We start from the raw sequence: 22,664 nt of genomic DNA on the forward strand, positions 1-22,664 counted from the left end.
CCCGTCGGCGCCGTCTTCGTGATGAACAGTCAAGTCCGTGACAGCTTCGACGGACGTTACTTCGGCCTCCTTCCCATAGATCACATCGTCGGCCGCGCGGTTCCCCTGTGGACGGATGAGCAGGGCGACGGCCGCTTCCAATGGCGCGCGTCCGCGCGGTGAGCGCGCCACCGGCGGCGCCTTCCGTGCCGTTGGATCGTCACCGCACCCATCAAGACAGGAGACAGGACATGCCACAGATCGGAGAGTTTATCCGCCATCAGACGGGGTATTCAGGTCGAATCCGCACGCTCAGCCTCAACCTCGAGGTTGCGATCGTCGTGGCGGAAGCGAGCGATGCGGACAATGCGCCCGACTATCGTGTGCACGCTGGCGCAGAAGACGGCACCGCGATCGGCGCCGGTTGGAGACACTCGAGCGAAAAGGCCGGCGAGTTCGTAACGCTGCAGTTAGATGACCCGACTTTCGCGCAGCCGATCCGCGCCTATCTGTTCCAGAACGGCGACGACAACAAGTCCTGGTCCTTGCAATGGTCGCGCCCGCGTGAGCGCGCAGAGAAGGACAGGTGATGTCCGCGCGCCGTCGGTCGACGACCCAACCGGGAGCGCCCGCATCGCCTCGCACGTGCAGGCGCAGAACTCTTGGCGTGCTTGGCGGGCTCAGCATCCTATGCCTGGTTTCCGCGCATGCCCTGGCGCAGAGCCCGACAGTCGACTTGCCGTCGGCGCGCAAACTCTATGACGTCCACATCGCGGAAGCGGCGAGGCGCTTTCGCCTTCCGCCCGCGTGGATCCGCGCCGTTCTCATCGCCGAAAGCGCCGGCGACCAACGCGCCATATCGCGCAAGGGCGCCATGGGTCTGATGCAGATTGTGCCTGATACCTGGTTCGGCCTGCGCGACAGGTACCGGCTGGGCCGCGATCCCTACGATCCGCACGACAACATCATCGCAGGCTCGGCCTATATCCGCGAACTGCTCGACCGCTACGGATCGCCCGGCTGGATCGCCGCCTACAACGCCGGTCCCGGACGCTACGAGGCCTCACTGCAAGGCAGGCGGCTGCCTCGCGAAACGCGCGCCTATGTCACCGTCGTTACATCCGCCATCGGCAATGACGGCGCAGGGGAAGCTGTTGGTCCGGCAGTCCCGACCCAGCACAACTGGAAGCTGGCATCGCTCTTCGTTGTGCAGCCGGGCGATCGGGTCGGCGACCGTTCGCTGCAACTGAGGCGTTTCCGCGATGATGGTTCGGAGGCTGTGCCCAAGGCAAGACGGGCTGACGCCGAACCTCGCTCAACTGGCGTCTTCGTGCCCAGAGCGAGTGAAAGGTCCGCGCAATGAGCCGCGTGAGCGCTTTTCGCATCATCTCGTGCTCCGGCGCAGCAAGGCGAGCGGAGAGGGGAGAGGCAAGCAACACAACCGAGGGATGGCTAGATAAAAGCCCGCACATTGTGTGCTGGCCGGTCGGTTGGTTTTTGGGGATTTTCAGGTGCCCTGCGCACATTGCGGTCATTCGGCGCAATGTGCGTCGAATCCCCAAGGCTTTGTATCGGCATCCTCTTTTCCACGTTGCAGGACAACGCCATGGCCGATGAGCGCGAGCTTCGCATCCGACCGGGGCGAATACGCACCAACCGCGATCAGGCCGTGCGGCCGTTCATCGCCCAGGCCTTGGCGGCGGCGAAGAAAGCTGGTGGAAGCATCTCCCGCACCGGTCAAATCAGCCCTGGCAACCGATCGCGCTTCGGCCGGGGCCGGATCGCCAACATCCAGGCCAACCGCCTGCTGACCGGTCGCTCGCGCGTCACGGTCATCAAGACCCGCGTCGTTCGTCACTCGGCGCGTGGCGTGCCGCTCACCGCACACCTTTCCTACCTGCAACGCGAGGGCGTGACCCGTGACGGGGAAAAGGCCCGCATGTTCAGCCCCGAGACCGATGACACCAGCGTCAAGGTGTTTGCCGAGCGCTGTGATGGCGACCGACACCATTTCCGCTTCATCGTCTCGCCAGAGGATGCGCCGGAGATGTCCGACCTCAGATCCTTCGCCCGCGACCTTATGCGGCATATGGAGAAGGATCTCGGCACGAAGCTCGATTGGGTCGCGGCGGACCATTGGAACACCGACAATCCCCATATCCACGTCATCCTGCGTGGACGCACAGGTGACGGGCAAGATCTCGTCATCTCACGCGACTACATCAAGGAAGGGATGCGCGCCCGAGCCGCCGATCTCGTTACCCAGGAACTCGGCCCTCGGTCGGATCTCGACATCCGCCGCAATCTGCAGCGGCAGATCGAAGCCGAACGCTGGACCCAGCTTGACCGTCAACTGCGCCGCGACATGTCGCGCACCGGCACCATCGATCTTACCCCAAGTGCCTATAGGCCGACCGACGAGTATCACGTGCAAAAGGTCGGCCGCCTGCGCAAGCTCGAAGCCCTTGGTCTTGCCGATCAAGTTGCCCAAGATCAATGGGTGATTGACGACAGGGCCGAGACGACCCTGCGCGCGCTCGGCGAGCGTGGCGACATTATCAAACGAATGCACCGCGCCTTGACCGAGCGCGGGATCGAGCGCGGGTCGGGCGGTTATGTCTTGGCCGCCGAAAGCCTCGATACACCCATTGTCGGGCGGCTGCTCGATCGCGGTCTCGACGACGAGCTGAGCGGCACAGCCTACGCCGTCGTCGACGGTGTCGACGGACGCACGCACCACATCAGACTTGGCGATCTGGAGGCAACTGGGGACGGCCCGCCAGGGTCGATCCTCGAATTGCGCAGCTTCGAAGATGCGAGGGGCCAGCGCAGGGTTGCACTCGCCGTACGCTCCGACCTCGGCCTGCATGAGCAGATCACGGCAGCTGGGGCGACCTGGCTAGACAGGCAAGCCATCGCTCGCGAGCCCGCCGCCTTGAGCGCAGGTGGCTTCGGCGCCGAGGTTCACGAGGCTTTGGATCAGCGGGCCGATCACCTCATCAGCGAAGGCCTTGCGAAGCGTTTGGGTGCGCGCGTTGTTTTCAACAGCAACCTGATCGAGACATTGCGCCGCCGAGAACTCGAACTGGTCGGTGCAAAGATCGCGGCCGAGTCCGGACAGCCGTTCAACCGTCCTGCCAGTGGAGCCTATGTCGCCGGCATCTATCGCCAGCGCTTGTCGCTTGCGTCAGGCCGCTTTGCCATGGTCGACGACGGCCTTGGCTTTCAACTCGTGCCCTGGACGCCCTCCCTCGAAAAACATCTCGGCCAGCATGTCTCCGGTGTCTCCCGGGATGGCGGAGGTGTCGACTGGAGCTTTGGCCGCAAGCGGGGGCTTGGCCTCTAAGGACACAAGAAGGGATGATGCCATGTCCGCCACCAAAATCCTCTGGGGCCAGATACTCACGGTCTTCCTGATCGTTCTGGTGACGATCTGGACAGCGACGCAATGGACCGCGTGGAGGCTGGGCTACCAGGCGCAACTCGGGCCGCCCTGGTTCGATCTGGCCGGCCTGCCCATCTACTATCCGCCTTCCTTGTTCTGGTGGTGGTACTTTTACGACGCCTACGCTCCGAATGTTTTCGTGGAAGGCGGACTGATCGCCGTGTCCGGAGGCTTCCTCTCGATCATTGTTGCGATCGGCATGTCGGTTTGGCGGGCGCGTGAAATCAAAAATGTCTTCACCTACGGTTCGGCTCGATGGGCCGGCAGGAGGGAAGTGGAGGCGGCTGGCCTGCTTGGCGCCGACGGCGTCGTGCTCGGGCGCTACGATCTCCACTACCTGCGCCACGACGGACCCGAGCATGTTCTGTGCTTCGCTCCGACCCGATCGGGGAAGGGCGTCGGCCTGGTGGTGCCTTCGCTGTTTGCCTGGCCGGGTTCCGCGATCGTCCACGACATCAAGGGTGAGAACTGGCAGCTCACCGCCGGCTTCCGCGCACTGCACGGTCGCGTGCTGCTCTTCGATCCGACCAATTCGAAATCGTCGGCCTACAATCCACTCCTCGAAGTCCGCCGCGGCGAATGGGAGGTTCGCGATGTCCAGAACATCGCCGACATTCTCGTTGACCCGGAAGGCAGCCTCGAAAAGCGCAACCATTGGGAAAAGACCAGTCACGCGTTGCTGGTCGGCGCGATCCTTCACGTCCTCTACGCCGAGAAGGACAAGACGCTCGCCGGCGTTGCCGCGTTCCTCTCCGATCCGAAGCGTCCGATCGAGTCGACGCTGGCAGCGATGATGCGAACCGCGCATCTCGGTGAACCCGGCCCGCATCCGGTCATAGCCAGTGCTGCGCGCGAACTGCTCAACAAATCCGATAACGAGCGCTCCGGCGTGCTATCCACCGCCATGTCCTTCCTCGGCCTCTATCGCGATCCCGTCGTCGCCGAGGTGACAAGGCGCTGCGACTGGCGGATCGCCGACATCGTCGGCGGCAAGCAACCGGCGACGCTCTACCTGGTCGTGCCGCCGTCCGACATCAATCGGACCAAGCCGCTCATTCGCCTCATCCTCAACCAGATCGGGCGTCGTCTGACAGAGGACCTGCACACAAAGACCAGCCGCCATCGATTGCTGCTGATGCTGGATGAGTTTCCAGCGCTCGGCCGCCTCGACTTCTTCGAGAGCGCGCTGGCCTTCATGGCAGGATATGGGCTGAAGAGCTTCCTGATTGCTCAGTCACTGAATCAGATCGAAAAGGCTTACGGCCCGAATAACTCCATCCTCGACAACTGTCATGTTCGCGTCAGCTTCGCGACCAACGACGAAAGAACAGCCAAGCGTGTCTCCGACGCGCTGGGCACAGCGACGGAGATGCGGGCCATGAAGAACTATGCTGGTCACCGGCTGTCGCCCTGGCTCGGGCATCTCATGGTGTCGAGGCAAGAGACCGCCCGCCAGTTGCTGACCCCTGGCGAGGTCATGCAGCTTCCACCGACCGACGAGATCGTGATGGTGGCGGGGGTGCCGCCGATCCGAGCGAAGAAGGCCCGCTACTACGAGGATGCCCGCTTCCAGGAGCGCGTGCTGCCGCCACCTGAACTGTTCCGTCCGCAAGGGAGGCATCCCGATGATTGGAGCCACCTGCCGGTCCTGGCCGGCGGCGTTGTTGACACTCCCCAAGGTTCGCCGCGACAGGACGATGAAGATCCGACGGGATCCGAGCAGCGCCAACAGCCCGAACTCAATCGCGCGCCGCCAGTCGAGAAGACGGCCGCGATCGAGAACGAGTTCGAGATCGAGCAGGTGGATGATGGCGACGATGATGCCGTCAGCAATCGACGCCTGGCTCGCCTCGTAGAGGGCGTGGCGCGTCAGGTTTCGCTGGACCCCGATGACGGCATGGAGTTGTAGCCGCCATGACCGCTCGCCAGAAAAAAGTGCAGATTTCCGTCTATCTCGATCCGCCCGTCATGACGATGCTCGTCGACTACGCGGCGCGGCGCGAACAATCCCAGTCCATGATCGCAGAGGCTGCCATCGCATCTTTCCTGTCGCCCGACGCCGACGAGCGGCGCGAGGCCGCGATCTCCAAACGCCTGGACCAGGTCGACCGCCGCTTAACCAGGCAGGAACGCGATATAGGCATCGCGGTTGAGACCTTGGCCGTGTTCGTCCGCTTTTGGTTGGCGACCACGCCGGCCTTGCCCGAGCCCGCAGCCCAGGCAGCGCGTGCCAAAGCGGCCGAACGCTACGAAGCCTTTGTCACTGCCCTGGGCCGGCGGCTGGCGAAGGGGCCGAAGCTGCGGCAGGAAATTTCGGAGGATGTCGATCCGAAAGAATCCGGCGGGGTTTAGGCGCATCACTTTGCGTTGTCGGCGGGTGTCCAGCTAATGACAGATGTGTTTACATTTTTTCCATAATGCGGCGATAATCGCCGCAAATTCCAATTGTTGTAAACCGATGGCGATCATGATAGTTTATAGAAATGGAAAATTGCGGCGATCATCGCCGCGTATGCAGAAATCTACAAACCCATGCCAACGAATGCTGATCGCCGAGCGCTGCTTCAAACCCTGCTACCCGAGGGGCTTCCGGTAACGAAGCAATGGCTAAAGAAACAAAGCCCGCAGTTTGATCGTCACGCAGTCGATAATCTGCTCAAAAGCAACCAGCTCAGATCGCTGGCGCCGGGCGTCTATGTGCGGCCCGGCACTCATTTGACCTGGCAAGGCGTGGTGGCCGCCTTGGAGAGCATATTCGGCAGGGATCTTAGTGTCGGCGGGCTGACCGCGCTCGAGCTGCAGGGATTTGCGCATTACCTGCCGCTGTCGCGCCAAAGGACAGTGCATCTTTACAGTAAGGCCGCTTTGCCGGCCTGGCTGAACCATGCGATACCGACCGTAAAATTCATACGCCACAACGGCCTTCCCTCGCTTTTGAGATTCGGGCTCGTCCACCGCGAATATGATCCGGTCGAGCGCACGCTTGTAGATGTGCAAGCTCCGGGCCGGCAGCAGGATTTTTGGTCTGTCACCTTATCATCGCCCGAAAGGGCCTATCTGGAGGTGCTGATGGATGTTCCGGAGACGGTCTCGTTCGAGCACGCCAATCAACTGCTTCAGGGGATGACGACGCTTTCGCCACGGCGCATGGAGCAGCTTTTGCGCAAGTGCACCAGCGTCAAGGTTCGCCGCCTGTTCTACTGGATGGCCGAGCGCAATAATTATGCATGGTTCAAGAAGCTGCCCGCTCCCAAAGCGCTCGATGCGCTCGGCCTTGGTAGCGGCAACAGGGTTCTGGCCAAGGACGGCAGACTCGATTCAAAATATCGCATAACCATCCCGGAGGAGATGTGGACAGCACCAGCCCTTACTACGGACAAGTCCGCCTCCTGACCCGCATCCTGCCACTGGTGGCAGTCGAGAAATCGTTTGCGCTGAAAGGCGGCACCGCCATCAATCTCTTTGTCCGCGACCTGCCGCGCCTCTCCGTCGACATCGACCTTGTCTATCTGCCGATGGATGATCGCGACACGGCATTGAAGAACGTGGCGGAGGCGCTTGCCCGCATTGCGGACGCCATCAGCGCCGCGATGCCCGGAACCGAAATCATTCGCTCCTTCGAGCAACAGGCCGATGCGTTGCGCCTCTTCATTTCGCAGGGCGCCGACCGAATCAAGATCGAGCTCTCCCCGGTGCTACGCGGGTCCGTGCTTCCAGAGGAATTGCGCGAAGTATCGCCGGCGGTCGAAGAGCAGTTCGGCTATGTCGAAATGCAACTGCTGTCTTTTCCGGACCTGTATGCCGGGAAAATCTGTGCCGCACTCGACCGGCAGCATCCGCGGGATCTTTTTGACGTGAAGCTGCTCCTTGAAAGCGAGGGCCTCACCGAGGATCTGGTCAGGACCTTTCTGGTTTACCTCATCAGCCACAACCGGACGATGGCAGAACTGTTGCAACCCACCCGCAAGAACATAGCCAGCATCTACGAAGGGGAATTCGTCCGTATGTCCCAGGTCGAAGTCAGCCTCGACGAACTCCTCACCGTTCGCGAACGACTGGTCAGCGACCTCAACAGGGCTTTGACCGACAATCAGCGCAAATTTCTTATATCGTTCAAAGCCAATCGACCGGATTGGAGCCTGCTCGATGTCGTGGGCGCCGACAGGCTTCCCGCGGTCCGCTGGAAGCTGCACAATCTGGAACGCATGCCGCGAGAGAGGCAGCGTGCGGCGTATGACAATCTGGAGCGCGTGCTCGGCCTCGGTTCCAGTTGAAGTCGAGCAAGATTTGCCGCTCGACGCATTCCCTATCGACGGCAACCAAGGCCATCCTCGAGGTCGGAGGGCCGCGGTTCGGTTCAACACCGAGGCTCATCATTGCAGCCCTTCTTCTGTCATCTGCACGCGCACTATACGCACTCGCGTATAGAGCGCCTTTATACGCGATTGCGTATAAATGGCGGTTATGCGCTATCGCTGATGAATCTAGCGACGGATGCGCAATCCCCCGCGTCGGTGTCCTCTCCTTAAGATCGGCAATAACAGGCGCGGCTCGCGGCGACGTGAGTTGTGGGGAGCCCGGTTTACCGATCCGACCCCGATCGCTCTCCGATCAACGAGAAAAGGCAGCCGCACCGCCGCTCTCCTGTAATTACACGCCACGCTACTACGCCTCGATATACTTGTTGAAGCGAACCGATATCCGGTTCTCTTAGTCATCCCCGAGCGGGGACCATCCGAGTTGTCCCCAACGGAAAGACGGGGACGAGATGACGGTTTCGCAAAACAATAGCGAAGGACGCGCCCGCAGCTCGCGCATGCTGCGCACGGCGCTCGGAGCCGAAATAGCACGGCTGCTGGACGATCCCGTGGTCGTCGAAGTCATGCTGAATCCCGACGGCCGGATTTGGGTGGACCGCCTCACCGAAGGTCTGGCCGAGACGGGGAAGGTGCTGTCTGCCGCCGATGGCGAGCGCATCGTGCGCCTGGTGGCTCATCACGTCGGCGCGGAAGTGCATCCGCGCTCTCCACGGATCTCTGCCGAATTGCCCGAAACCGGAGAACGGTTCGAAGGACTGCTGCCGCCGGTCGTCGCCGCGCCGGCCTTCGCCATCCGCAAGCCAGCTGTCGCGATCTTCACACTCGAAGACTACGTGGCGGCTGGCGTTATGACAGACGACCAGGCGGCGACGTTGCGCGCTGCCGTCGCTGCCCGCGCGAATATCCTGGTCGCCGGCGGCACGTCCACGGGCAAGACGACGCTCACCAATGCCTTGCTCGCCGAAGTGGCAAAGGGGGCCGATCGCGTCGTCATCATCGAGGACACGCGTGAACTCCAGTGCGCCGCGCCCAACCTTGTCGCCATGCGCACAAAAGATGGTGTCGCCACGCTCTCCGACCTGGTCCGATCCTCAATGCGCCTGCGACCAGACCGCATCCCGATCGGCGAGGTGCGCGGCGCCGAAGCCCTCGACCTGCTAAAGGCATGGGGCACCGGGCACCCCGGCGGCATCGGCACCATCCATGCCGGATCCGGGATCGGGGCGCTGCGCCGTCTCGAGCAACTCATCCAGGAAGCCGTCGTCACGGTGCCGCGAGCGCTGATCGCCGAAACCATTGACCTTGTCGCGGTCCTGTCGGGACGCGGTCCCGCACGGCGACTGACCGAACTCGCACGCATCGATGGCCTTGGACCCGACGGCGACTACCGCACCTCCCAAGCCACCCCGAACAACACAGGAGACAAATCATGATCCGCAATCTTTCCCGCGAGCACCTGGCTACGGCGGCGACAACCCTCGTCATCTCTCTCATGGTGGCCCCGGCCGCCAATGCCGCCGGCTCGTCGATGCCGTGGGAGCAGCCACTCGAAAAAATCCTTCAGTCGATCGAAGGGCCGGTCTCCAAGATCATTGCCGTCATCATCATCATCGTCACCGGCCTGACGCTTGCCTTTGGCGATACGTCCGGCGGCTTCAGGCGGCTGATCCAGATCGTCTTTGGCCTGTCGATCGCCTTCGCGGCGTCGAGCTTCTTTTTGTCGTTCTTCTCGTTTGGCGGCGGAGCGTTGATCTGATGGCAACCGCTTTCGAACAGCTCGACGCAGTGCCCGGTTTCACCGTCGCCGTTCATAGGGCGCTGACCGAGCACATACTGCTTGGCGGCGCACCCCGCTCCATCGCGATCCTGAACGGCACACTGGCAGGCGCGGTTGGCCTTGGCCTGCGCCTCTGGCTGGCCGGTCTCGTCATCTGGGCGCTTGGGCATTTCATGGCGGTGTGGGCCGCCAAGCGCGATCCGCTGTTCGTGGAAGTTGGCCGCCGGCATCTGCGCCTCCCAACTCACCTGTCCGTTTAAGGGCGCGATCATGATGAACCTTGCCGAATATCGCCGCAGCGCCAGCCGCCTTGCCGACTACCTGCCATGGGTTGCGCTCGTCGCGCCTGGCGTGGTGCTGAACAAGGATGGCAGCTTTCAGCGAACCGCCAAATTCCGCGGGCCGGATCTCGAATCCGCCGTCGCGGCCGAACTGGTCGCGGTGGCCTCGCGCATCAACAATGCCGTCCGTCGCCTCGGTTCGGGTTGGAGCCTCTTCGTCGAGGCGCAGCGGCACGCCGCCGCGACCTATCCCGAAAGCGAGTTTCCCGATCCCGCCTCTCGCCTGGTCGACGCCGAGCGCAAGGCCGAGTTCGAAGAGGAGGAGGTTCATTTCGTATCGAGCTACTTCCTTACCTTTCTCTATCTGCCGCCGGCCGAGCAAGCAGCCCGCGCCGAGACGTGGCTCTACGAGGGGCGCGATCAGTCCGGGATAGATGCCGACGAAATCATGCGCGCCTTTGTCGACCGCACCGAGCGCGTGTTCTCCCTGCTCGACGGCTTCATGCCGGAATGCCGCTGGCTCGATGACAGCGAGACGCTGACCTACCTGCATTCGACGATCTCGACCAAGCGCCATCGCGTGTGCGTCCCGGAGACACCCATCTATCTCGATGCGCTGCTGGCCGACCTGCCACTGACCGGGGGGCTTGAACCGTGCCTTGGCGACCAGCATCTTCGCGTGCTCACCATCGTCGGCTTCCCGACCGCGACCACGCCGGGTCTGCTCGATGACCTCAACCGGCTCGCCTTTCCCTATCGCTGGTCGACGCGCGCGATCCTGCTCGACAAGACTGATGCCGCCAAGCTGCTGACGAAGATACGGCGGCAATGGTTCGCCAAACGCAAGTCGATTGCGGCGATCCTGAAGGAGGTCATGACGAACGAGGCCTCCGTGCTGGTGGACACCGACGCCGCCAACAAGTCCGCCGACGCCGACATGGCTTTGCAGGAACTCGGGGCCGACGTGGCGGGCATGGCCTACGTCACCGCGACCGTCACGGTCTGGGACGCCGATCCGCGGGTGTCGCGGGAGAAACTTCGTCTCGTCGAGAAGGTCATCCACGGACGCGACTTCACCGCCATGGTCGAAACCATCAATGCCGTGGACGCCTGGCTCGGCTCATTGCCAGGACATGCCTACGCCAATGTCCGCCAGCCGCCCATCTCGACACTCAATCTCGCCCACATGATTCCCCTCTCTGCCGTGTGGGCGGGGCCGGAACGGGACGAGCACTTCGGTGCGCCCCCCTTGCTCTACGGCAAGACCGAGGGCTCGACCCCGTTCCGGTTGTCCCTGCATGTCGGCGACGTGGGGCACACGCTTGTCGTGGGCCCCACCGGCGCCGGCAAGTCGGTGCTGCTGGCGCTGATGGCCTTGCAGTTTCGCCGCTATGCGCGGGCCCAGGTCTTCGCCTTCGACTTCGGCGGTTCGATCCGCGCCGCGACACTTGCCATGGCGGGCGACTGGCACGATTTCGGGGGCGAACTCACCGAAGGCACGAAACCGTCGGTCTCCCTCCAGCCACTAGCCCGCATACACGAGACCTACGAGCGTGCCTGGGCCGCCGACTGGGTGGTGGCGATCCTGGCGCGCGAAGGCATCGCTATTACCCCGGATGCCAAGGAACACATCTGGGCCGCCCTGACATCGCTCGCCTCGGCGCCAGTCGAGGAACGCACCATCACCGGCCTCAGCGTGCTTTTGCAGGTGAACGACCTGAAGCAAGCCCTTCGCTCCTACTGCATCGGCGGTGCATATGGCCGGTTGCTCGATGCCGAGGCGGAACATCTTGGCGCGGCGTCAGTCCAGGCGTTCGAAATCGAGGGTCTCGTTGGCACCGGAGCCGCGCCGGCGGTTCTCTCCTACCTCTTCCATCGCATCGGTGACCGGCTTGATGGGCGGCCGACATTGCTGATAATCGACGAGGGCTGGCTCGCCCTTGACGACCAAGGTTTCGCCGGTCAGTTGCGCGAATGGCTGAAGACGCTGCGCAAGAAGAACGCCAGCGTCATCTTCGCCACGCAGTCGCTATCTGACATCGACAATTCGAACATCGCGCCCGCTATCATCGAGAGTTGCCCGACCCGGCTGCTCTTGCCGAACGAGCGCGCGATCGAGCCGCAGATCACGGCGATCTATCGCCGCTTCGGCCTCAACGATCGCCAGATAGAGATCCTGGCGCGCGCAACGCCGAAACGCGACTACTACTGCCAGTCCCGGCGTGGCAACCGCCTCTTCGAACTTGGCCTGTCCGAAGTTGGGCTGGCGCTCTGCGCCGCATCCTCAAAAACCGATCAGGCCTTGATCGCCAGCATCGCCGCCGAGCACGGACGCGACGGCTTCCTCGCAGCCTGGCTGCGCGCCAGAAACGTCGGCTGGGCCGCTGACCTCATTCCCGACCTCTCCACCTCCCTACCGCAAGCTGAAAAGGAGCTCCAATCATGACTAGCCGTGGAAACTGCTCTCGGGCTGTGTTGCTGGCCGCCGCCTTGCTCACCGCACCGGTTGCGACCTCGCTGATGGTGACTGCGCCGGCGCAGGCATTCATCGTCTTCGATCCATCCAACTATTCGCAAAATGTGCTGACGGCGGCGCGCTCCCTGCAGCAGATCACCAACCAGATCACCTCTCTGCAGAACCAGGCCCAGATGTTGATCAACCAGGCACGCAATCTTGCGAGCCTGCCTTTTTCTTCGCTGCAACAGTTGCAGCAATCGGTGCAGCGCACGCAGCAGCTCCTCAGCCAGGCGCAGAACGTTGCCTTCGACGTCCAGCAGATCGACGAGGCTTTCCAGCACCAATATGGCAGCGTCTCTCTCTCAGCCTCCGACCAGCAACTCGTCACCGATGCGCGCTCGCGATGGCAGAATACGGTCGGCGGCCTGCAGGATGCGATGCGCGTGCAAGCGGGTGTGGTCGGAAACATCGACACCAATCGCACGCAGATGTCGGCGCTTGTCGGCGCCAGCCAATCGGCGACCGGCGCGCTGCAGGCGACGCAGGCCGGCAACCAGCTCCTCGCGCTGCAGGCCCAGCAGCTCGCGGACCTCACCGCCGTTGTCGCCGCCAACGGTCGCGCCCAGGCGTTGAGCGAAGCCGAACGTGCCGCCGCCGCCGACCAGGGCCGCGAGCAACGCCGTCGCTTCCTCACCCCCGGCTCCGGCTACCAGGCCGGCAATGCCACGATGTTCAACCAGTGAGCATCACCGCCATGGACGGCAAGTTACTCGCTCGCCTCGCCGCGGTCATCTTCGTCGCGATCGCAGTCGCGGCGGCCGCGCTCGAGATGAACCGGAAGGAGGAAAGGCCGCACGATCCTGCTCCTCAATTGCCTGCCGCTCAATTGCCTGCCGCTTTGGCGCCGAACCAGCTCCATGAGGGTCTTCGCCGCTGCCAGACATTGGGTGAGGTCGCTTTGCATGACAGCGGTTGCTTGCGCTTGTGGGCTGAACAGCGCGACCGGTTCCTCGGGGTAAAAGCGCCATTTGCGACCTCAGCGTCTGGGCCGGTCAGCGCGCCGCCGGAAGATGCGACCTCGCCGGAGGCGCGATAGGCATGGGCAACACCGGCGTCATCGACCAATTCCTCGCCACCTTCACCCGCTACATAGACAGTGGATTCGGCCTGCTTGGTGGCGAAGTCGCCTTTGTCGCCACCACGCTGATCGTCATTGACGTGACGCTCGCCGCCCTCTTCTGGAGTTGGGGCGCCGATGACGACATTCTCGCGCGGCTGGTCAAGAAGACGCTGTTTGTTGGTGTCTTCGCCTACCTGATTTCCAACTGGAACAGCCTTGCCCAGGTCGTCTTCGAAAGCTTTTCCGGGCTCGGCCTGAAGGCGAGCGGCACGGGCTTTTCGATCCAGGACCTGCTTCGTCCCGGCAAGGTCGCGCAAACCGGCCTCGATGCGGGACGACCCCTGCTTGAGGCGATCTCGGGGTTGATGGGCTACGTGTCCTTCTTCGAGAACTTCATCCAGATCGCCTGCCTGCTCTTTGCCTGGGCGCTCGTCCTGCTCGCCTTCTTCATCCTGGCCGTGCAGCTCTTCGTCACCCTGATTGAGTTCAAGCTGTCGACGCTGGCTGGCTTCGTTCTCATCCCCTTCGGTCTCTTCGGCAAGACAGCCTTCATGGCCGAACGCGTGCTTGGCAACGTCATATCATCGGGCATCAAGGTGCTTGTGCTTGCCGTCGTCATCGGCATCGGCTCGACGCTGTTTGGTGAGTTCACCCAGGGCTTCGGCGGCGAGAACCCGACAATCGACCAGGCGATGGCGATCGTGCTGGCGGCGCTGTCACTGCTTGGCCTCGGCATCTTCGGTCCCGGCATTGCCAACGGTCTTGTCTCCGGGGGACCGCAGCTTGGGGCGGGAGCGGCCGTTGGAACAGGTCTCGCGGCAGGCGGCATGGCGCTCGTCGCCGGCGGCACTGCTGGTGTCGCGACCCGAGGCGGAAGTGCGGCTTTGTCCGCAGCGCCATTGGCGGCACGGAGCGGCTCATCTCTCGCGGGCGGTGCGTCTGCCGCCTATACTCTCGGTTCCGTTGGCCAGACTGGCGCCGCGGGCATCGCCTCCGGGCTGGGCGGCGTTGCAGGCGCAGGCGTGTCAGCTGCTACCTCGCCGCTCAGGCGCGCCGCCGCGCGCGCCAGCCAATCCATGAAGTCGAGCTTCGCTTCCGGGGTCAACTCGGCCGTCGAGGCCACCGGTGGCTCATCGACCCAGGGGACCGTCGGAGGCGGGGCCGGTGCAGCCAACGATCCGTCATTCGGCCGCGACGGCCAGGCGGGCAGCGTGGGCAAGGGCCAGCCCGACTGGGCCAAACGTATGCAGCGATCGCAGCAACTCTCTCATGGCGTCCAGACCACAGCGCACGCCGTGCGTGCCGGCGAAGCCCACGGCAGCGGCACATCGATTTCTCTCTCCGAAGGCAAATGACCAATGAACATTTTTCGACGACCCGCCGTCCACTACGGCAAATCAGCTCAACTGGAGACGCCCTATCAGAAGGCGTCGCAGATTTGGGACGAGCGCATCGGTTCCGCCCGCGTGCAAGCCAGGAACTGGCGCGCCATGGCCTTCGGATCGCTGATCCTGTCTGCTGGCCTCGCCTGCTCGGTCGTATGGATGTCAGCGCGAGGATCGGTGGTGCCGTGGGTGGTCCAGGTCGATGCGCTCGGACAGGTGCAGACGGTCGCGCCGGCGACTGCCGACTACAAGCCAACCGACCCGCAAATCGCCTGGCACCTCGCCCGCTTCGTCGAGCAGGTCCGATCGATCCCGGCCGATCCGATCATCGTGCGCCAGGATTGGCTGCGCGCCTACGAGTGGACGACCGACCAGGGTGCGGCGGCTCTCAATGATTATGCCCGCGGAAGTGACCCCTTCTCCAAAGTCGGCAAGCAGCAGGTGGCGGTCGAGGTCTCTTCGGTCATCCGTGCCTCCGCGGATTCCTTTCGCGTCGCCTGGACCGAGCGTCGTTACGAAAGCGGTCAGCTGTCCACCACGGAGCACTGGACCGCGATCCTCACAATCGTGGTCCAGCCGCCGCATGACACCGAACGGCTTCGGGTGAACCCGCTCGGCATCTACGTCAACGCCATCAACTGGTCGCGGGAGATGAGCCAATGAGCCTCGCACTGCCTGCCGTCGCCTTTCCAGCTTTTCGTGGATCCGTACTCGCCTCGGCCCTCCTTTCGGGGTTGGTACTCACCAGCTGTGCCAAGCTCCAGAGACCGCCGCAGATTGGCTATGATTCCTACGTGCCGCCGCTGCCACCCGCCCCGCCAGGACCCGCCGAACAGAAACCCAAGCCGCCACACATTCCGCCGGGCTGGACACCAACGATGGGCGGGGCGGCTGGCGATACACCGACCGCGCGCGTCGAGAACGCCAACGCGGCCGCGCGCGTCCAGCCGCGACGCGAGGGATACTACAACGCCATCCAGATATATCCCTGGAGCGAAGGGGCTCTCTACCAGGTCTATGCCGCACCCGGGCAGATAACAGACATCGCTCTTGAGCCCGGCGAGAACCTGACTGGCAGCGGCCCGATTGCGGCGGGAGACACCGCGCGCTGGATCATCGGCGATACCGAAAGCGGGTCGGGCCTAACCCGGCGCGTCCATGTGCTGGTGAAGCCCTCGCGCGCCGACATCACCACCAATCTCGTCGTCACCACCGACCGGCGAAGCTACATGATCGAGCTGCGGGCAGGCGAAAAGCCTTACATGCCGGCCGTGGCATGGGCCTACCCGGCGCAGCCACCCGATCGGCGGCAGGTTGTTCCCGCCACGCCGATGATCCCGGACACCGTCCAGCGCAACTACCGCTATGGTCTGACAGGTGACACGCCGCCGTGGAAGCCCGTCACCGTCTATGACGACGGCAGGCGCGTCTACGTCGAGTTCCCGCGCGGAATCGTACAGGGCGAGATGCCGCCGATCTTCGTCATCGGCCCGGACGGCGAAGCCCAGATCGTCAACAGTCGGGTCTTCCAAAACATTCTGATTGTCGACCGTCTCTTCGGCGCGGCCGAACTGCGTCTCGGCAGCGGCAAACGACAACAGACCGTGAGGATCGTCCGAACCGACGGGATCAAGAAGGATCGATTGCCTTGGATGCCGACCTCGAATTCAGCGTCGAAAGTCACCAATCCACCGAGGCAAAGGGGAGGGGAGCAGCCATGAACGAGAACGAAACGGCGGCCGCTCCCATGCGGCTTCGCGCCGAGCCGCCGCGAGTGACCCGGCTGTCGCGCAAGGTGCTCGCCGGCGTCGCCTTCATCACATCGCTCGGCATTGGCGGCGCACTGATATACGCCCTGCAGACGCGCGAGACAGACCCCCATGGCGAGGAACTCTTCTCGACTTCCAACCGGCAACCGGCTGATGGGCTGGCCAACCTGCCACGCGACTATACCGGCCCGATACTTGGGCCGCCGTTGCCCGGAGATCTCGGCCGTCCGATCCTCGACGCCCAGAACAAGGGGCAGCCCGTTGTCACGCCGGCTATCGCGACGCCCACTGTTGACGAGGCCGAACAACGACGGCGGGCGGAAGAAGAGGCGGCACGAACATCGCAGGTCTTCTTCCAGACCGGGGCTGCCGCCGACGCAACGACGGAACATCAGACAAATATCGCCACGCACGATCTCGCCGGTCTGGCTCCTGCCGGACAAACGCAGCAGGACCGCCAACTTGCCTTCCTGAGTGGAGCCGCCGACCGCAACACCGTCGCGCCCGAACGCGTCGTGCCACCGGCTTCACCTTATGTGCTTCAGGCAGGAGCCGTGATCCCGGCTGCCCTCGTAACCGGTATCCGTTCGGACCTGCCCGGTCAAATCACCGCCCAGGTGACGCAGAACGTTTACGACAGCCCGACAGGGCGCTCGCTTCTGATCCCCCAAGGCACCAGAGTGATCGGCCAATACGACAGCGGCGTGGGGTTCGGGCAAAAACGTGTGCTGCTTGTCTGGAACAGGCTGATTTTCCCGGACGGCCGTTCGATTGTTTTGGAGCGTCAGCCTGGCGCGGACGGTCAGGGCTATGCAGGCCTCGAGGATGGCGTCGACTATCACTGGCGCGAGTTGTTCAAGGCGGCAGCACTTTCCACCATCCTCAGCGTCGGGGCGGAGGCTGGCTCGTCTGGCCAGGAGAGCGATATCGTGCGCGCCTTGCGCAGCGGCGCTTCCGACAGCGTCAGCCAGGTTGGCCAGCAGATCGTCCAGCGCCAGCTCCAGATAGCGCCGACGCTCGACATTCGCCCGGGTTTTCCCGTGCGCGTTATCGTCACCCGCGATCTCGTGCTCCAACCATACGGAGGCTGAAATGGCCAAGCTGAAACTCGGCCCCATCGCCGAGGACAAACCTGTCAAAGTCACAATCGAGCTTCCGGCGCCGCTGCATCGCGACCTGATCCGATATGCCGAAATTCTCGGACGCGAAACGGGGCAATCCTCCACCGATCCCCTGCGCTTGATCGTGCCCATGCTCAAGCGTTTCATCGCGACGGATCGCGGTTTCGCGAAGGCAAAGCATGAGCGGAAGGGTTAGTCCGGAGCCGTTAGGAGGAACGGTCAGCAGCGCGGGCAGTGGCGTGTATCGGGAGAACGGTAGGTCCGCTTTCCGCCGCCGGTTGAAAGGCGGACAGGATTGCCTCGAGAGAGACTTCCAACACGTTGGAGAAGACCCTGCCTTTTTGCCAGACCGCAACGTAGTGATAGAGGGCCGAGGGCTCCACCGGCTTTGCCTCCAGCTCGAACGCTGCATATTCGCGGGCGATGATTTCGTTGGTGATGGAAACGCCGAGACCGGCCGAGACGAAGCCGACTTCGTAGCCATTGCAATCGTATTCCACCAATATGTCCGGCTCGACGCCGGCGAAGCGCAAGGCGTTGAAGTTCATCTGGTGCGACGCGAATTCGGGGTCGATATCAACGATCGTTTCGCCTGCGAGGTCGCTGGCTTCGACACACGTCTGCCTTGAGAAGCGGTGCTTTGGATGAAAGATGCACACGTTGCGCGCCGAACCGATCGGCGCCCATTCGAACAGGCGCGGGTCCAAAGGCAGCCGAGAGATGCCTAGGTCGGCTCGACCGGACAGGATGTGCTCGCCCACCTGGTGATAATTTCCAGAGATTGATCGGACGCTCGAATCGGTCTTCGAACGGATTGTCGCGACGACCTTCGGCAAGGTCACGAAACCGAAGACCGCGGGCGCGGCAATCGCGATTCGTTGCCTTTCTTCGTTCTTCATCGCGAAGATCGACGCTTCCAGGCGATCGAGGGATGTCACCGCAAGTTCGACGTTGCGGAGGAGTTCCCACGCCTCTCGCGAAGGAAGGATGCGGTTGGTGTATCTCTCAAACAGCGTGATGCCGAGGAGCGCCTCGAGCTGCTTGATGTGCTGGCTCACCGCCGGTTGGCTAATCCCGAGCGCGATAGCTGCTTGCCTCGTCGATCCGGCCCGCAGCACCGCCCGAAAGACCTGCAATTGTCGGAGCTTCAGGCCGCTCTGCAGCAACTCCATTTCTTTGATTGCCATCCCTGCTTTTTCTCAAGCCGTATAGCCTCGGACGAGCGTTTGTAGAGAATACTCCGTGGTAGAATACTCTTCAAGGCAGTGCTCTCGGATACATGGAAATCCGAGAGGTGTTTGCGCGAAACCTAAGAACCTTGCGGCAGGCCAAAGGCCTGTCACAGGAGGAACTTGCACACCAGGCGGGGCTCGATCGGACCTACATCAGTGCTTTGGAGCGAAATGTTTACAATGCGAGCATCGATGTCGTTGATCGGCTCGCTGAAGTTCTGGGTGTGGATGCTACAGAATTGCTGAAACGACCCAAAGCAGGTCTGAGGAGATCGAAGTCTGGACCAGACGAATAAACCGGTGAAAGGGTGCTACCGGCGCGGTTCAACTTTTACCTGCGCAGAGTCAAATACCGCTGTTGCGATCCGGTCGCCCTGACGATCGGCTCTGATTTTTCCCTATGACTCTATCCCGCCCGACACGCCGCAACTGGCGAAGCGCGTCGCGGCCCAGATCGGTCTGCAGTAAGGCGAATCCTCGCGCATTTCCGCTGAGAAAGAAAGCGAAGGCTATAACTAATAGTTATCGGGAACTTTCTGAAAATTATAGATTGAGAAAAAATAGGCCACAGATAGGTTTAAGAAATTCCACGAAATTGTTCGCGGATGCGCACTTAGATTAGATTCGCAGCCGCAGACGATAAGCTGCGTGCATTGCGATTGAATGGCGCGATTCATTACTTATACGCGAGCGGATAGATAATTAAATGTATGGCTTTAGCGCTCAGTTTGCTGCCGCCTTCGTAGTCACCGTGGGCCTTGGTCTTGTCAGCGGATTGCTCGGCACCGTATTCGGGCTTTTGTTGGCCATGTTGAGGAGCTCTCCCGCTTCCCGCTTCAAAGCGGCCGCGACCGCCTACACCACGGTCGTTCGTGGAATTCCAGAACTCCTCATCATCCTGCTTATCTACTTCGGGGGTACCGTCTTCGCCAGCAAGATCGCCGGCCGATACGTGGAAGTGAATGCCTTTAGCGCTGGGGTGATCGCGCTCACGGTTGTCTTCAGCGGCTATGCGACCGAAGTTTTCCGCGGTGCGATTGCGGCGGTGCCAGCGGGGCAGATCGAAGCAGCGAAGACGCTCGGCCTGAATTCCTGGCAGCGCTGGTTGTTCATTGTTGGGCCGCAGATGCTTAGGCTGGCGCTGCCCGCCTATGGCAATCTTTGGATATCGCTCTTCAAGGATACCGCGCTGGTTTCGATCGTCGGCCTGACCGACATCATGCGCGTTGCCTTTGTCGGCGCCGGATCGCTGCGGGCGCCGCTGACATTCTATCTTGCGGCATCCTCATTCTATCTCTCCTTGACGACGGTCACCTTGCTGTCGATCCGCTTGGCGGAGCGGCGCTATCCCGCATTCAGTCGATAGGGGCGCCACCATGAACTTTGGCTTGATGTTCGATGCCCTACGGGTTCTGCCCTCAGGAATCGGTCTCACCTTGATCCTCACAGTCCTGTCGCTGACGGCCGGATTTCTTCTGTCGGTGCCGTTGGCGTTCGCTCGCGCGTTTGGACGCCCGAGCCTCTCATTCGCGGTGCTGGCCTACACCTATGTCATCCGCGGTACGCCGATGCTGGTTCAGCTCTTCCTGCTCTATTATGGTTTGAGCCAGATCGAGGCTGTGCGCGCCAGCGTCTTCTGGGTGATCCTTAAAGACCCTCTCTGGTGCGCCCTGTTCACATTTTCGCTAAACAGCGCGGCGCACACGACCGAAATCCTGTGCCGCGGTCTCCAGTCCGTGCCGAAGGGGATCATTGAGGCCGCCAAGGCGCTTGGCCTGAAACGCTTGCAGATCGCCCGCCTCGTCACATTTCCGATTGCGTTCCGGATTTCGCTTCCGGCTTACGGAAACGAGGTCGTGGGGATGATCAAGGGCTCGTCGCTGGCTAGCACGGTTACGCTGCTCGAGTTGACCGGCATGGCCAGACAGATGGTGTCGGCCACCTTCGCGCCCTACGAGATCTTCATCGTCGCAGGAGCAATCTATCTGGCGCTCACGACACTCGCCGTAAAAGCCACCCAGTTCCTGGAACGGCGGCTTTCGACCGTCGGCACCCTAAAGCAAAAACGCAAGGCGCGGCTCCGTCCGACCTTGCCCGACCACGAAATCACGACATCCGCGCCGTGACGCCGCAGCCTACGGCTGCCTTCCCACCCAAACCAAAAGAAAGAGGTGCTACATGCGCATGCCCCTGGTCATTGCCATTTCTGTCACGTCCCTGTTCGCAGCCTTGCCGACACGTGCCGAAAGCGAGCGAACGATAACGATCGCCACCGAAGGGGCGTCGCCGCCCTGGGACGGGACAGACGCGGATGGCAAGCTTTACGGCTACGATGTCGATGTCGGTCTCGAGTTGTGCAATCGCATCAAAATCAAATGTAGCTTCGTGGCGCAGGATTGGGACGGGATCATCCCCGCGCTGCTCGTCGGGAAATACGATGTCATCATGTCCGGCATGGCGATCACGGAGAAGCGCAAGCAGCAGATCGCATTCTCCAGCCCATATGCTAGCGGCTACAACCAGTTCGTCGTGCGCAAAGAGCTTGGGCTCGATGCCGGCGACACCAAAGCGAAAGTCAATCTCTCCACAGTTGGAGACAAGGAGAAGGCAACCATCGAGCGGCTCAGATCGACTCTCAGCGGCAAAGCCATTGGTGTCCTTCGTTCATCGAACTCCGAGGCTGTTGTGAAACAACTCCTCGGTGATGTCGTGACCATTCGCAGCTATGACAGTCTGGACAATTTGAAGCTCGACCTTACCGCGGGACGCGTCGACGGCGGCCTCGCCGACTATTTCACTTGGCGCGATTTCCTGGAGGCGCCGGGTGGGTCGGTTGCAGTGTTTTTCGGACCGGAGCTGAATGGCGGTCTCTGGGGCCCGGGTGTTGGCGCTGGCATGCGCAAAGACGATAGCGAGCTGCTCACCAAGTTCAATGCGGCGCTCGACGCCGCCACAAAGGATGGCACCATCAAGGCGCTGAGCCTGAAGTGGTTCAAGACGGACATTTCTCCGGCCCTGCCAAAATAGCCCGGCGATCGGCGGCGAATTCGATGTGGTGCTGGCCGAATGTCGGCGCCTGACCCCTTCACGACCATGAGGCGAGTTCCATGAAAGACGCATTTTGTGCGGTTGTAACCGGCCAGTCATTGATCACGCAGGACATCCGTCATGTTCAAGACGAACGGTTCGCGGCGGTTGTACGCTTCTTGCAGCAAGGTGATGTCGTCTTCACCAATTTCGAATCGACGATCCTCGGCAAACATGGTGGTTGGCCGACCAAAGGCAGGTACTTCGGTTATTCACGGGCTGAAGTCTTGGATGCGTTGCAGGATATCGGGTTCAACGCGCTTGCCTTGGCGAACAACCACGCATTCGATCTCGGTGTTTCTGGCGTCCTCGCGACGCTGGAGGAGGTCGAAGCGCGAGGCTTCCTGCATGCTGGGGTCGGCATCGATGAGACCCATGCCGCGAAACTCGGCCATCGTCATCTGGGCGCCCGCCGGGCCTCTCTTCTTGCGATAGACGCAGGCCCGGGCCCGGCCAACATGTATGCCGAGAACAGCACCGATTCCCGTCCGGCTCGGCCTGGCGTCAACCGGCTGAAAACCGTTCGGAAGATTGGGGTGCCCAACGGGCACTTCCGAAGGCTGGCAAGGCTCGGCGATCAGTTGCAAAGCTCGCACCTTGAACTCACCAACTACGCGCAACCGGAAGATCCGCCGGAGCTAAGGAGTGGGAAGGAGCTGAATTTCTACGGGACCGTGTTCAAGCAGGCTGC

General features: G+C 62.2%; 25 protein-coding genes. 24 read left to right on the forward strand and 1 reads right to left on the reverse strand.

What is annotated here, in order from left to right; translation table 11 throughout:
* From EOA33_RS04110 to EOA33_RS04200, 19 genes are all read left to right on the forward strand, one after another.
* The coding region (locus EOA33_RS04110) for a S26 family signal peptidase (RefSeq protein ID WP_190234193.1) at positions 1-162 on the forward strand (162 nt) is incomplete at its 5' end.
* 68 nt (positions 163-230) lie between these two features.
* On the forward strand, positions 231-569 hold the full coding sequence (locus EOA33_RS04115; RefSeq protein WP_127405017.1) for a DUF736 domain-containing protein: 339 nt from the start codon (positions 231-233) through the stop codon (positions 567-569).
* 77 nt (positions 570-646) lie between these two features.
* The gene (locus EOA33_RS04120) at positions 647-1,342 is read left to right on the forward strand and encodes a lytic transglycosylase domain-containing protein (RefSeq protein ID WP_348628216.1); all 696 of its coding nucleotides are present in this window, start codon (positions 647-649) and stop codon (positions 1,340-1,342) included.
* A 243-nt stretch (positions 1,343-1,585) separates the two neighbouring features.
* Positions 1,586-3,325 (forward strand): VirD2 family relaxase/mobilization nuclease, encoded by a 1,740-nt coding sequence (locus tag EOA33_RS04125; RefSeq protein ID WP_127405019.1) that lies wholly within the window; start codon positions 1,586-1,588, stop codon positions 3,323-3,325.
* A 22-nt stretch (positions 3,326-3,347) separates the two neighbouring features.
* Complete coding sequence (locus EOA33_RS04130) at positions 3,348-5,333, forward strand: conjugal transfer protein TraG (protein ID WP_127405020.1); 1,986 nt, start codon at positions 3,348-3,350, stop codon at positions 5,331-5,333.
* A 5-nt stretch (positions 5,334-5,338) separates the two neighbouring features.
* Complete coding sequence (locus tag EOA33_RS04135) at positions 5,339-5,776, forward strand: CopG family transcriptional regulator (protein ID WP_127405021.1); 438 nt, start codon at positions 5,339-5,341, stop codon at positions 5,774-5,776.
* Positions 5,777-5,956: 180 nt separating this feature from the next.
* On the forward strand, positions 5,957-6,817 hold the full coding sequence (locus tag EOA33_RS04140; protein ID WP_127405022.1) for a type IV toxin-antitoxin system AbiEi family antitoxin domain-containing protein: 861 nt from the start codon (positions 5,957-5,959) through the stop codon (positions 6,815-6,817).
* On the forward strand, positions 6,775-7,698 hold the full coding sequence (locus EOA33_RS04145; RefSeq protein WP_127405023.1) for a nucleotidyl transferase AbiEii/AbiGii toxin family protein: 924 nt from the start codon (positions 6,775-6,777) through the stop codon (positions 7,696-7,698). Before EOA33_RS04140 ends, EOA33_RS04145 begins: the two co-directional genes overlap by 43 nt.
* Before the next feature lie 494 nt (positions 7,699-8,192).
* A complete protein-coding gene (gene trbB / locus EOA33_RS04150) occupies positions 8,193-9,176 on the forward strand; it encodes a P-type conjugative transfer ATPase TrbB (protein ID WP_127405024.1) in 984 nt (327 codons plus the stop codon).
* A complete protein-coding gene (locus EOA33_RS04155; RefSeq protein WP_127405025.1) occupies positions 9,173-9,499 on the forward strand; it encodes a TrbC/VirB2 family protein in 327 nt (108 codons plus the stop codon). Before trbB ends, EOA33_RS04155 begins: the two co-directional genes overlap by 4 nt.
* Positions 9,499-9,780 (forward strand): VirB3 family type IV secretion system protein, encoded by a 282-nt coding sequence (locus EOA33_RS04160; protein WP_127405026.1) that lies wholly within the window; start codon positions 9,499-9,501, stop codon positions 9,778-9,780. The genes EOA33_RS04155 and EOA33_RS04160 overlap by 1 nt, the downstream gene beginning before the upstream one ends.
* A gap of 10 nt (positions 9,781-9,790) precedes the next feature.
* A complete protein-coding gene (gene trbE / locus EOA33_RS04165; RefSeq protein ID WP_127405027.1) occupies positions 9,791-12,247 on the forward strand; it encodes a conjugal transfer protein TrbE in 2,457 nt (818 codons plus the stop codon).
* Positions 12,244-13,002 (forward strand): P-type conjugative transfer protein TrbJ, encoded by a 759-nt coding sequence (gene trbJ, locus EOA33_RS04170; protein ID WP_127405028.1) that lies wholly within the window; start codon positions 12,244-12,246, stop codon positions 13,000-13,002. Before trbE ends, trbJ begins: the two co-directional genes overlap by 4 nt.
* An 11-nt stretch (positions 13,003-13,013) precedes the next feature.
* Entirely contained in the window at positions 13,014-13,355 is a 342-nt protein-coding gene (gene trbK-alt / locus EOA33_RS04175) for a putative entry exclusion protein TrbK-alt (RefSeq protein WP_127405036.1), read from the forward strand.
* 2 nt (positions 13,356-13,357) lie between these two features.
* Entirely contained in the window at positions 13,358-14,734 is a 1,377-nt protein-coding gene (trbL, locus tag EOA33_RS04180; RefSeq protein ID WP_127405029.1) for a P-type conjugative transfer protein TrbL, read from the forward strand.
* 3 nt (positions 14,735-14,737) lie between these two features.
* Entirely contained in the window at positions 14,738-15,427 is a 690-nt protein-coding gene (gene trbF / locus EOA33_RS04185) for a conjugal transfer protein TrbF (protein WP_127405030.1), read from the forward strand.
* Positions 15,424-16,485: a P-type conjugative transfer protein TrbG gene (trbG, locus tag EOA33_RS04190; RefSeq protein ID WP_127405031.1), complete on the forward strand. Its 1,062-nt coding sequence runs from the start codon at positions 15,424-15,426 to the stop codon at positions 16,483-16,485. The genes trbF and trbG overlap by 4 nt, the downstream gene beginning before the upstream one ends.
* Positions 16,482-17,624, forward strand: coding sequence for a TrbI/VirB10 family protein (locus EOA33_RS04195; RefSeq protein ID WP_127405032.1), 1,143 nt, complete (start codon positions 16,482-16,484; stop codon positions 17,622-17,624). Before trbG ends, EOA33_RS04195 begins: the two co-directional genes overlap by 4 nt.
* 1 nt (position 17,625) lies before the next feature.
* A complete protein-coding gene (locus EOA33_RS04200) occupies positions 17,626-17,850 on the forward strand; it encodes a DUF2274 domain-containing protein (RefSeq protein WP_127310744.1) in 225 nt (74 codons plus the stop codon).
* 10 nt (positions 17,851-17,860) lie between these two features.
* Here EOA33_RS04200 and EOA33_RS04205 read toward each other — a convergent pair whose 3' ends face one another.
* Positions 17,861-18,826 (reverse strand): LysR family transcriptional regulator, encoded by a 966-nt coding sequence (locus EOA33_RS04205; protein ID WP_127405037.1) that lies wholly within the window; start codon positions 18,824-18,826, stop codon positions 17,861-17,863.
* A gap of 107 nt (positions 18,827-18,933) precedes the next feature.
* Here EOA33_RS04205 and EOA33_RS04210 point away from each other — a divergent pair, with 107 nt between their 5' ends.
* The 5 genes from EOA33_RS04210 to EOA33_RS04230 all read left to right on the forward strand — a co-directional run.
* Complete coding sequence (locus EOA33_RS04210) at positions 18,934-19,182, forward strand: helix-turn-helix transcriptional regulator (RefSeq protein WP_126095113.1); 249 nt, start codon at positions 18,934-18,936, stop codon at positions 19,180-19,182.
* A 410-nt stretch (positions 19,183-19,592) separates the two neighbouring features.
* Positions 19,593-20,252, forward strand: a complete 660-nt coding sequence (locus EOA33_RS04215) for an ABC transporter permease subunit (RefSeq protein WP_127405033.1) — start codon at positions 19,593-19,595, stop codon at positions 20,250-20,252.
* 10 nt (positions 20,253-20,262) lie between these two features.
* On the forward strand, positions 20,263-21,012 hold the full coding sequence (locus EOA33_RS04220; protein ID WP_127405034.1) for an ABC transporter permease subunit: 750 nt from the start codon (positions 20,263-20,265) through the stop codon (positions 21,010-21,012).
* A 52-nt stretch (positions 21,013-21,064) separates the two neighbouring features.
* On the forward strand, positions 21,065-21,913 hold the full coding sequence (locus tag EOA33_RS04225; RefSeq protein ID WP_127405035.1) for a transporter substrate-binding domain-containing protein: 849 nt from the start codon (positions 21,065-21,067) through the stop codon (positions 21,911-21,913).
* Positions 21,914-21,993: 80 nt separating this feature from the next.
* The coding region (locus EOA33_RS04230) for a CapA family protein (RefSeq protein ID WP_145989062.1) at positions 21,994-22,664 on the forward strand (671 nt) is incomplete at its 3' end.

The sequence above is a fragment of the Mesorhizobium sp. M4A.F.Ca.ET.050.02.1.1 genome (assembly GCF_003997725.1).
Classification (GTDB): Bacteria; Pseudomonadota; Alphaproteobacteria; order Rhizobiales; family Rhizobiaceae; genus Mesorhizobium.

Bases quoted from the DNA above. Each gene is read 5' to 3' on its own strand.
- EOA33_RS04115 (WP_127405017.1), top strand. From the start codon at position 231: ATGCCACAGATCGGAGAGTTTATCCGCCATCAGACGGGGTATTCAGGT.
- EOA33_RS04125 (WP_127405019.1), top strand. From the start codon at position 1,586: ATGGCCGATGAGCGCGAGCTTCGCATCCGACCGGGGCGAATACGCACC.
- EOA33_RS04130 (WP_127405020.1), top strand. From the start codon at position 3,348: ATGTCCGCCACCAAAATCCTCTGGGGCCAGATACTCACGGTCTTCCTG.
- EOA33_RS04135 (WP_127405021.1), top strand. From the start codon at position 5,339: ATGACCGCTCGCCAGAAAAAAGTGCAGATTTCCGTCTATCTCGATCCG.
- EOA33_RS04140 (WP_127405022.1), top strand. From the start codon at position 5,957: ATGCCAACGAATGCTGATCGCCGAGCGCTGCTTCAAACCCTGCTACCC.
- trbB (WP_127405024.1), top strand. From the start codon at position 8,193: ATGACGGTTTCGCAAAACAATAGCGAAGGACGCGCCCGCAGCTCGCGC.
- EOA33_RS04155 (WP_127405025.1), top strand. From the start codon at position 9,173: ATGATCCGCAATCTTTCCCGCGAGCACCTGGCTACGGCGGCGACAACC.
- EOA33_RS04160 (WP_127405026.1), top strand. From the start codon at position 9,499: ATGGCAACCGCTTTCGAACAGCTCGACGCAGTGCCCGGTTTCACCGTC.
- trbE (WP_127405027.1), top strand. From the start codon at position 9,791: ATGATGAACCTTGCCGAATATCGCCGCAGCGCCAGCCGCCTTGCCGAC.
- trbJ (WP_127405028.1), top strand. From the start codon at position 12,244: ATGACTAGCCGTGGAAACTGCTCTCGGGCTGTGTTGCTGGCCGCCGCC.
- trbK-alt (WP_127405036.1), top strand. From the start codon at position 13,014: ATGGACGGCAAGTTACTCGCTCGCCTCGCCGCGGTCATCTTCGTCGCG.
- trbL (WP_127405029.1), top strand. From the start codon at position 13,358: ATGGGCAACACCGGCGTCATCGACCAATTCCTCGCCACCTTCACCCGC.
- trbF (WP_127405030.1), top strand. From the start codon at position 14,738: ATGAACATTTTTCGACGACCCGCCGTCCACTACGGCAAATCAGCTCAA.
- trbG (WP_127405031.1), top strand. From the start codon at position 15,424: ATGAGCCTCGCACTGCCTGCCGTCGCCTTTCCAGCTTTTCGTGGATCC.
- EOA33_RS04195 (WP_127405032.1), top strand. From the start codon at position 16,482: ATGAACGAGAACGAAACGGCGGCCGCTCCCATGCGGCTTCGCGCCGAG.
- EOA33_RS04200 (WP_127310744.1), top strand. From the start codon at position 17,626: ATGGCCAAGCTGAAACTCGGCCCCATCGCCGAGGACAAACCTGTCAAA.
- EOA33_RS04205 (WP_127405037.1), bottom strand. From the start codon at position 18,826: ATGGAGTTGCTGCAGAGCGGCCTGAAGCTCCGACAATTGCAGGTCTTT.
- EOA33_RS04210 (WP_126095113.1), top strand. From the start codon at position 18,934: ATGGAAATCCGAGAGGTGTTTGCGCGAAACCTAAGAACCTTGCGGCAG.
- EOA33_RS04215 (WP_127405033.1), top strand. From the start codon at position 19,593: ATGTATGGCTTTAGCGCTCAGTTTGCTGCCGCCTTCGTAGTCACCGTG.
- EOA33_RS04220 (WP_127405034.1), top strand. From the start codon at position 20,263: ATGAACTTTGGCTTGATGTTCGATGCCCTACGGGTTCTGCCCTCAGGA.
- EOA33_RS04225 (WP_127405035.1), top strand. From the start codon at position 21,065: ATGCGCATGCCCCTGGTCATTGCCATTTCTGTCACGTCCCTGTTCGCA.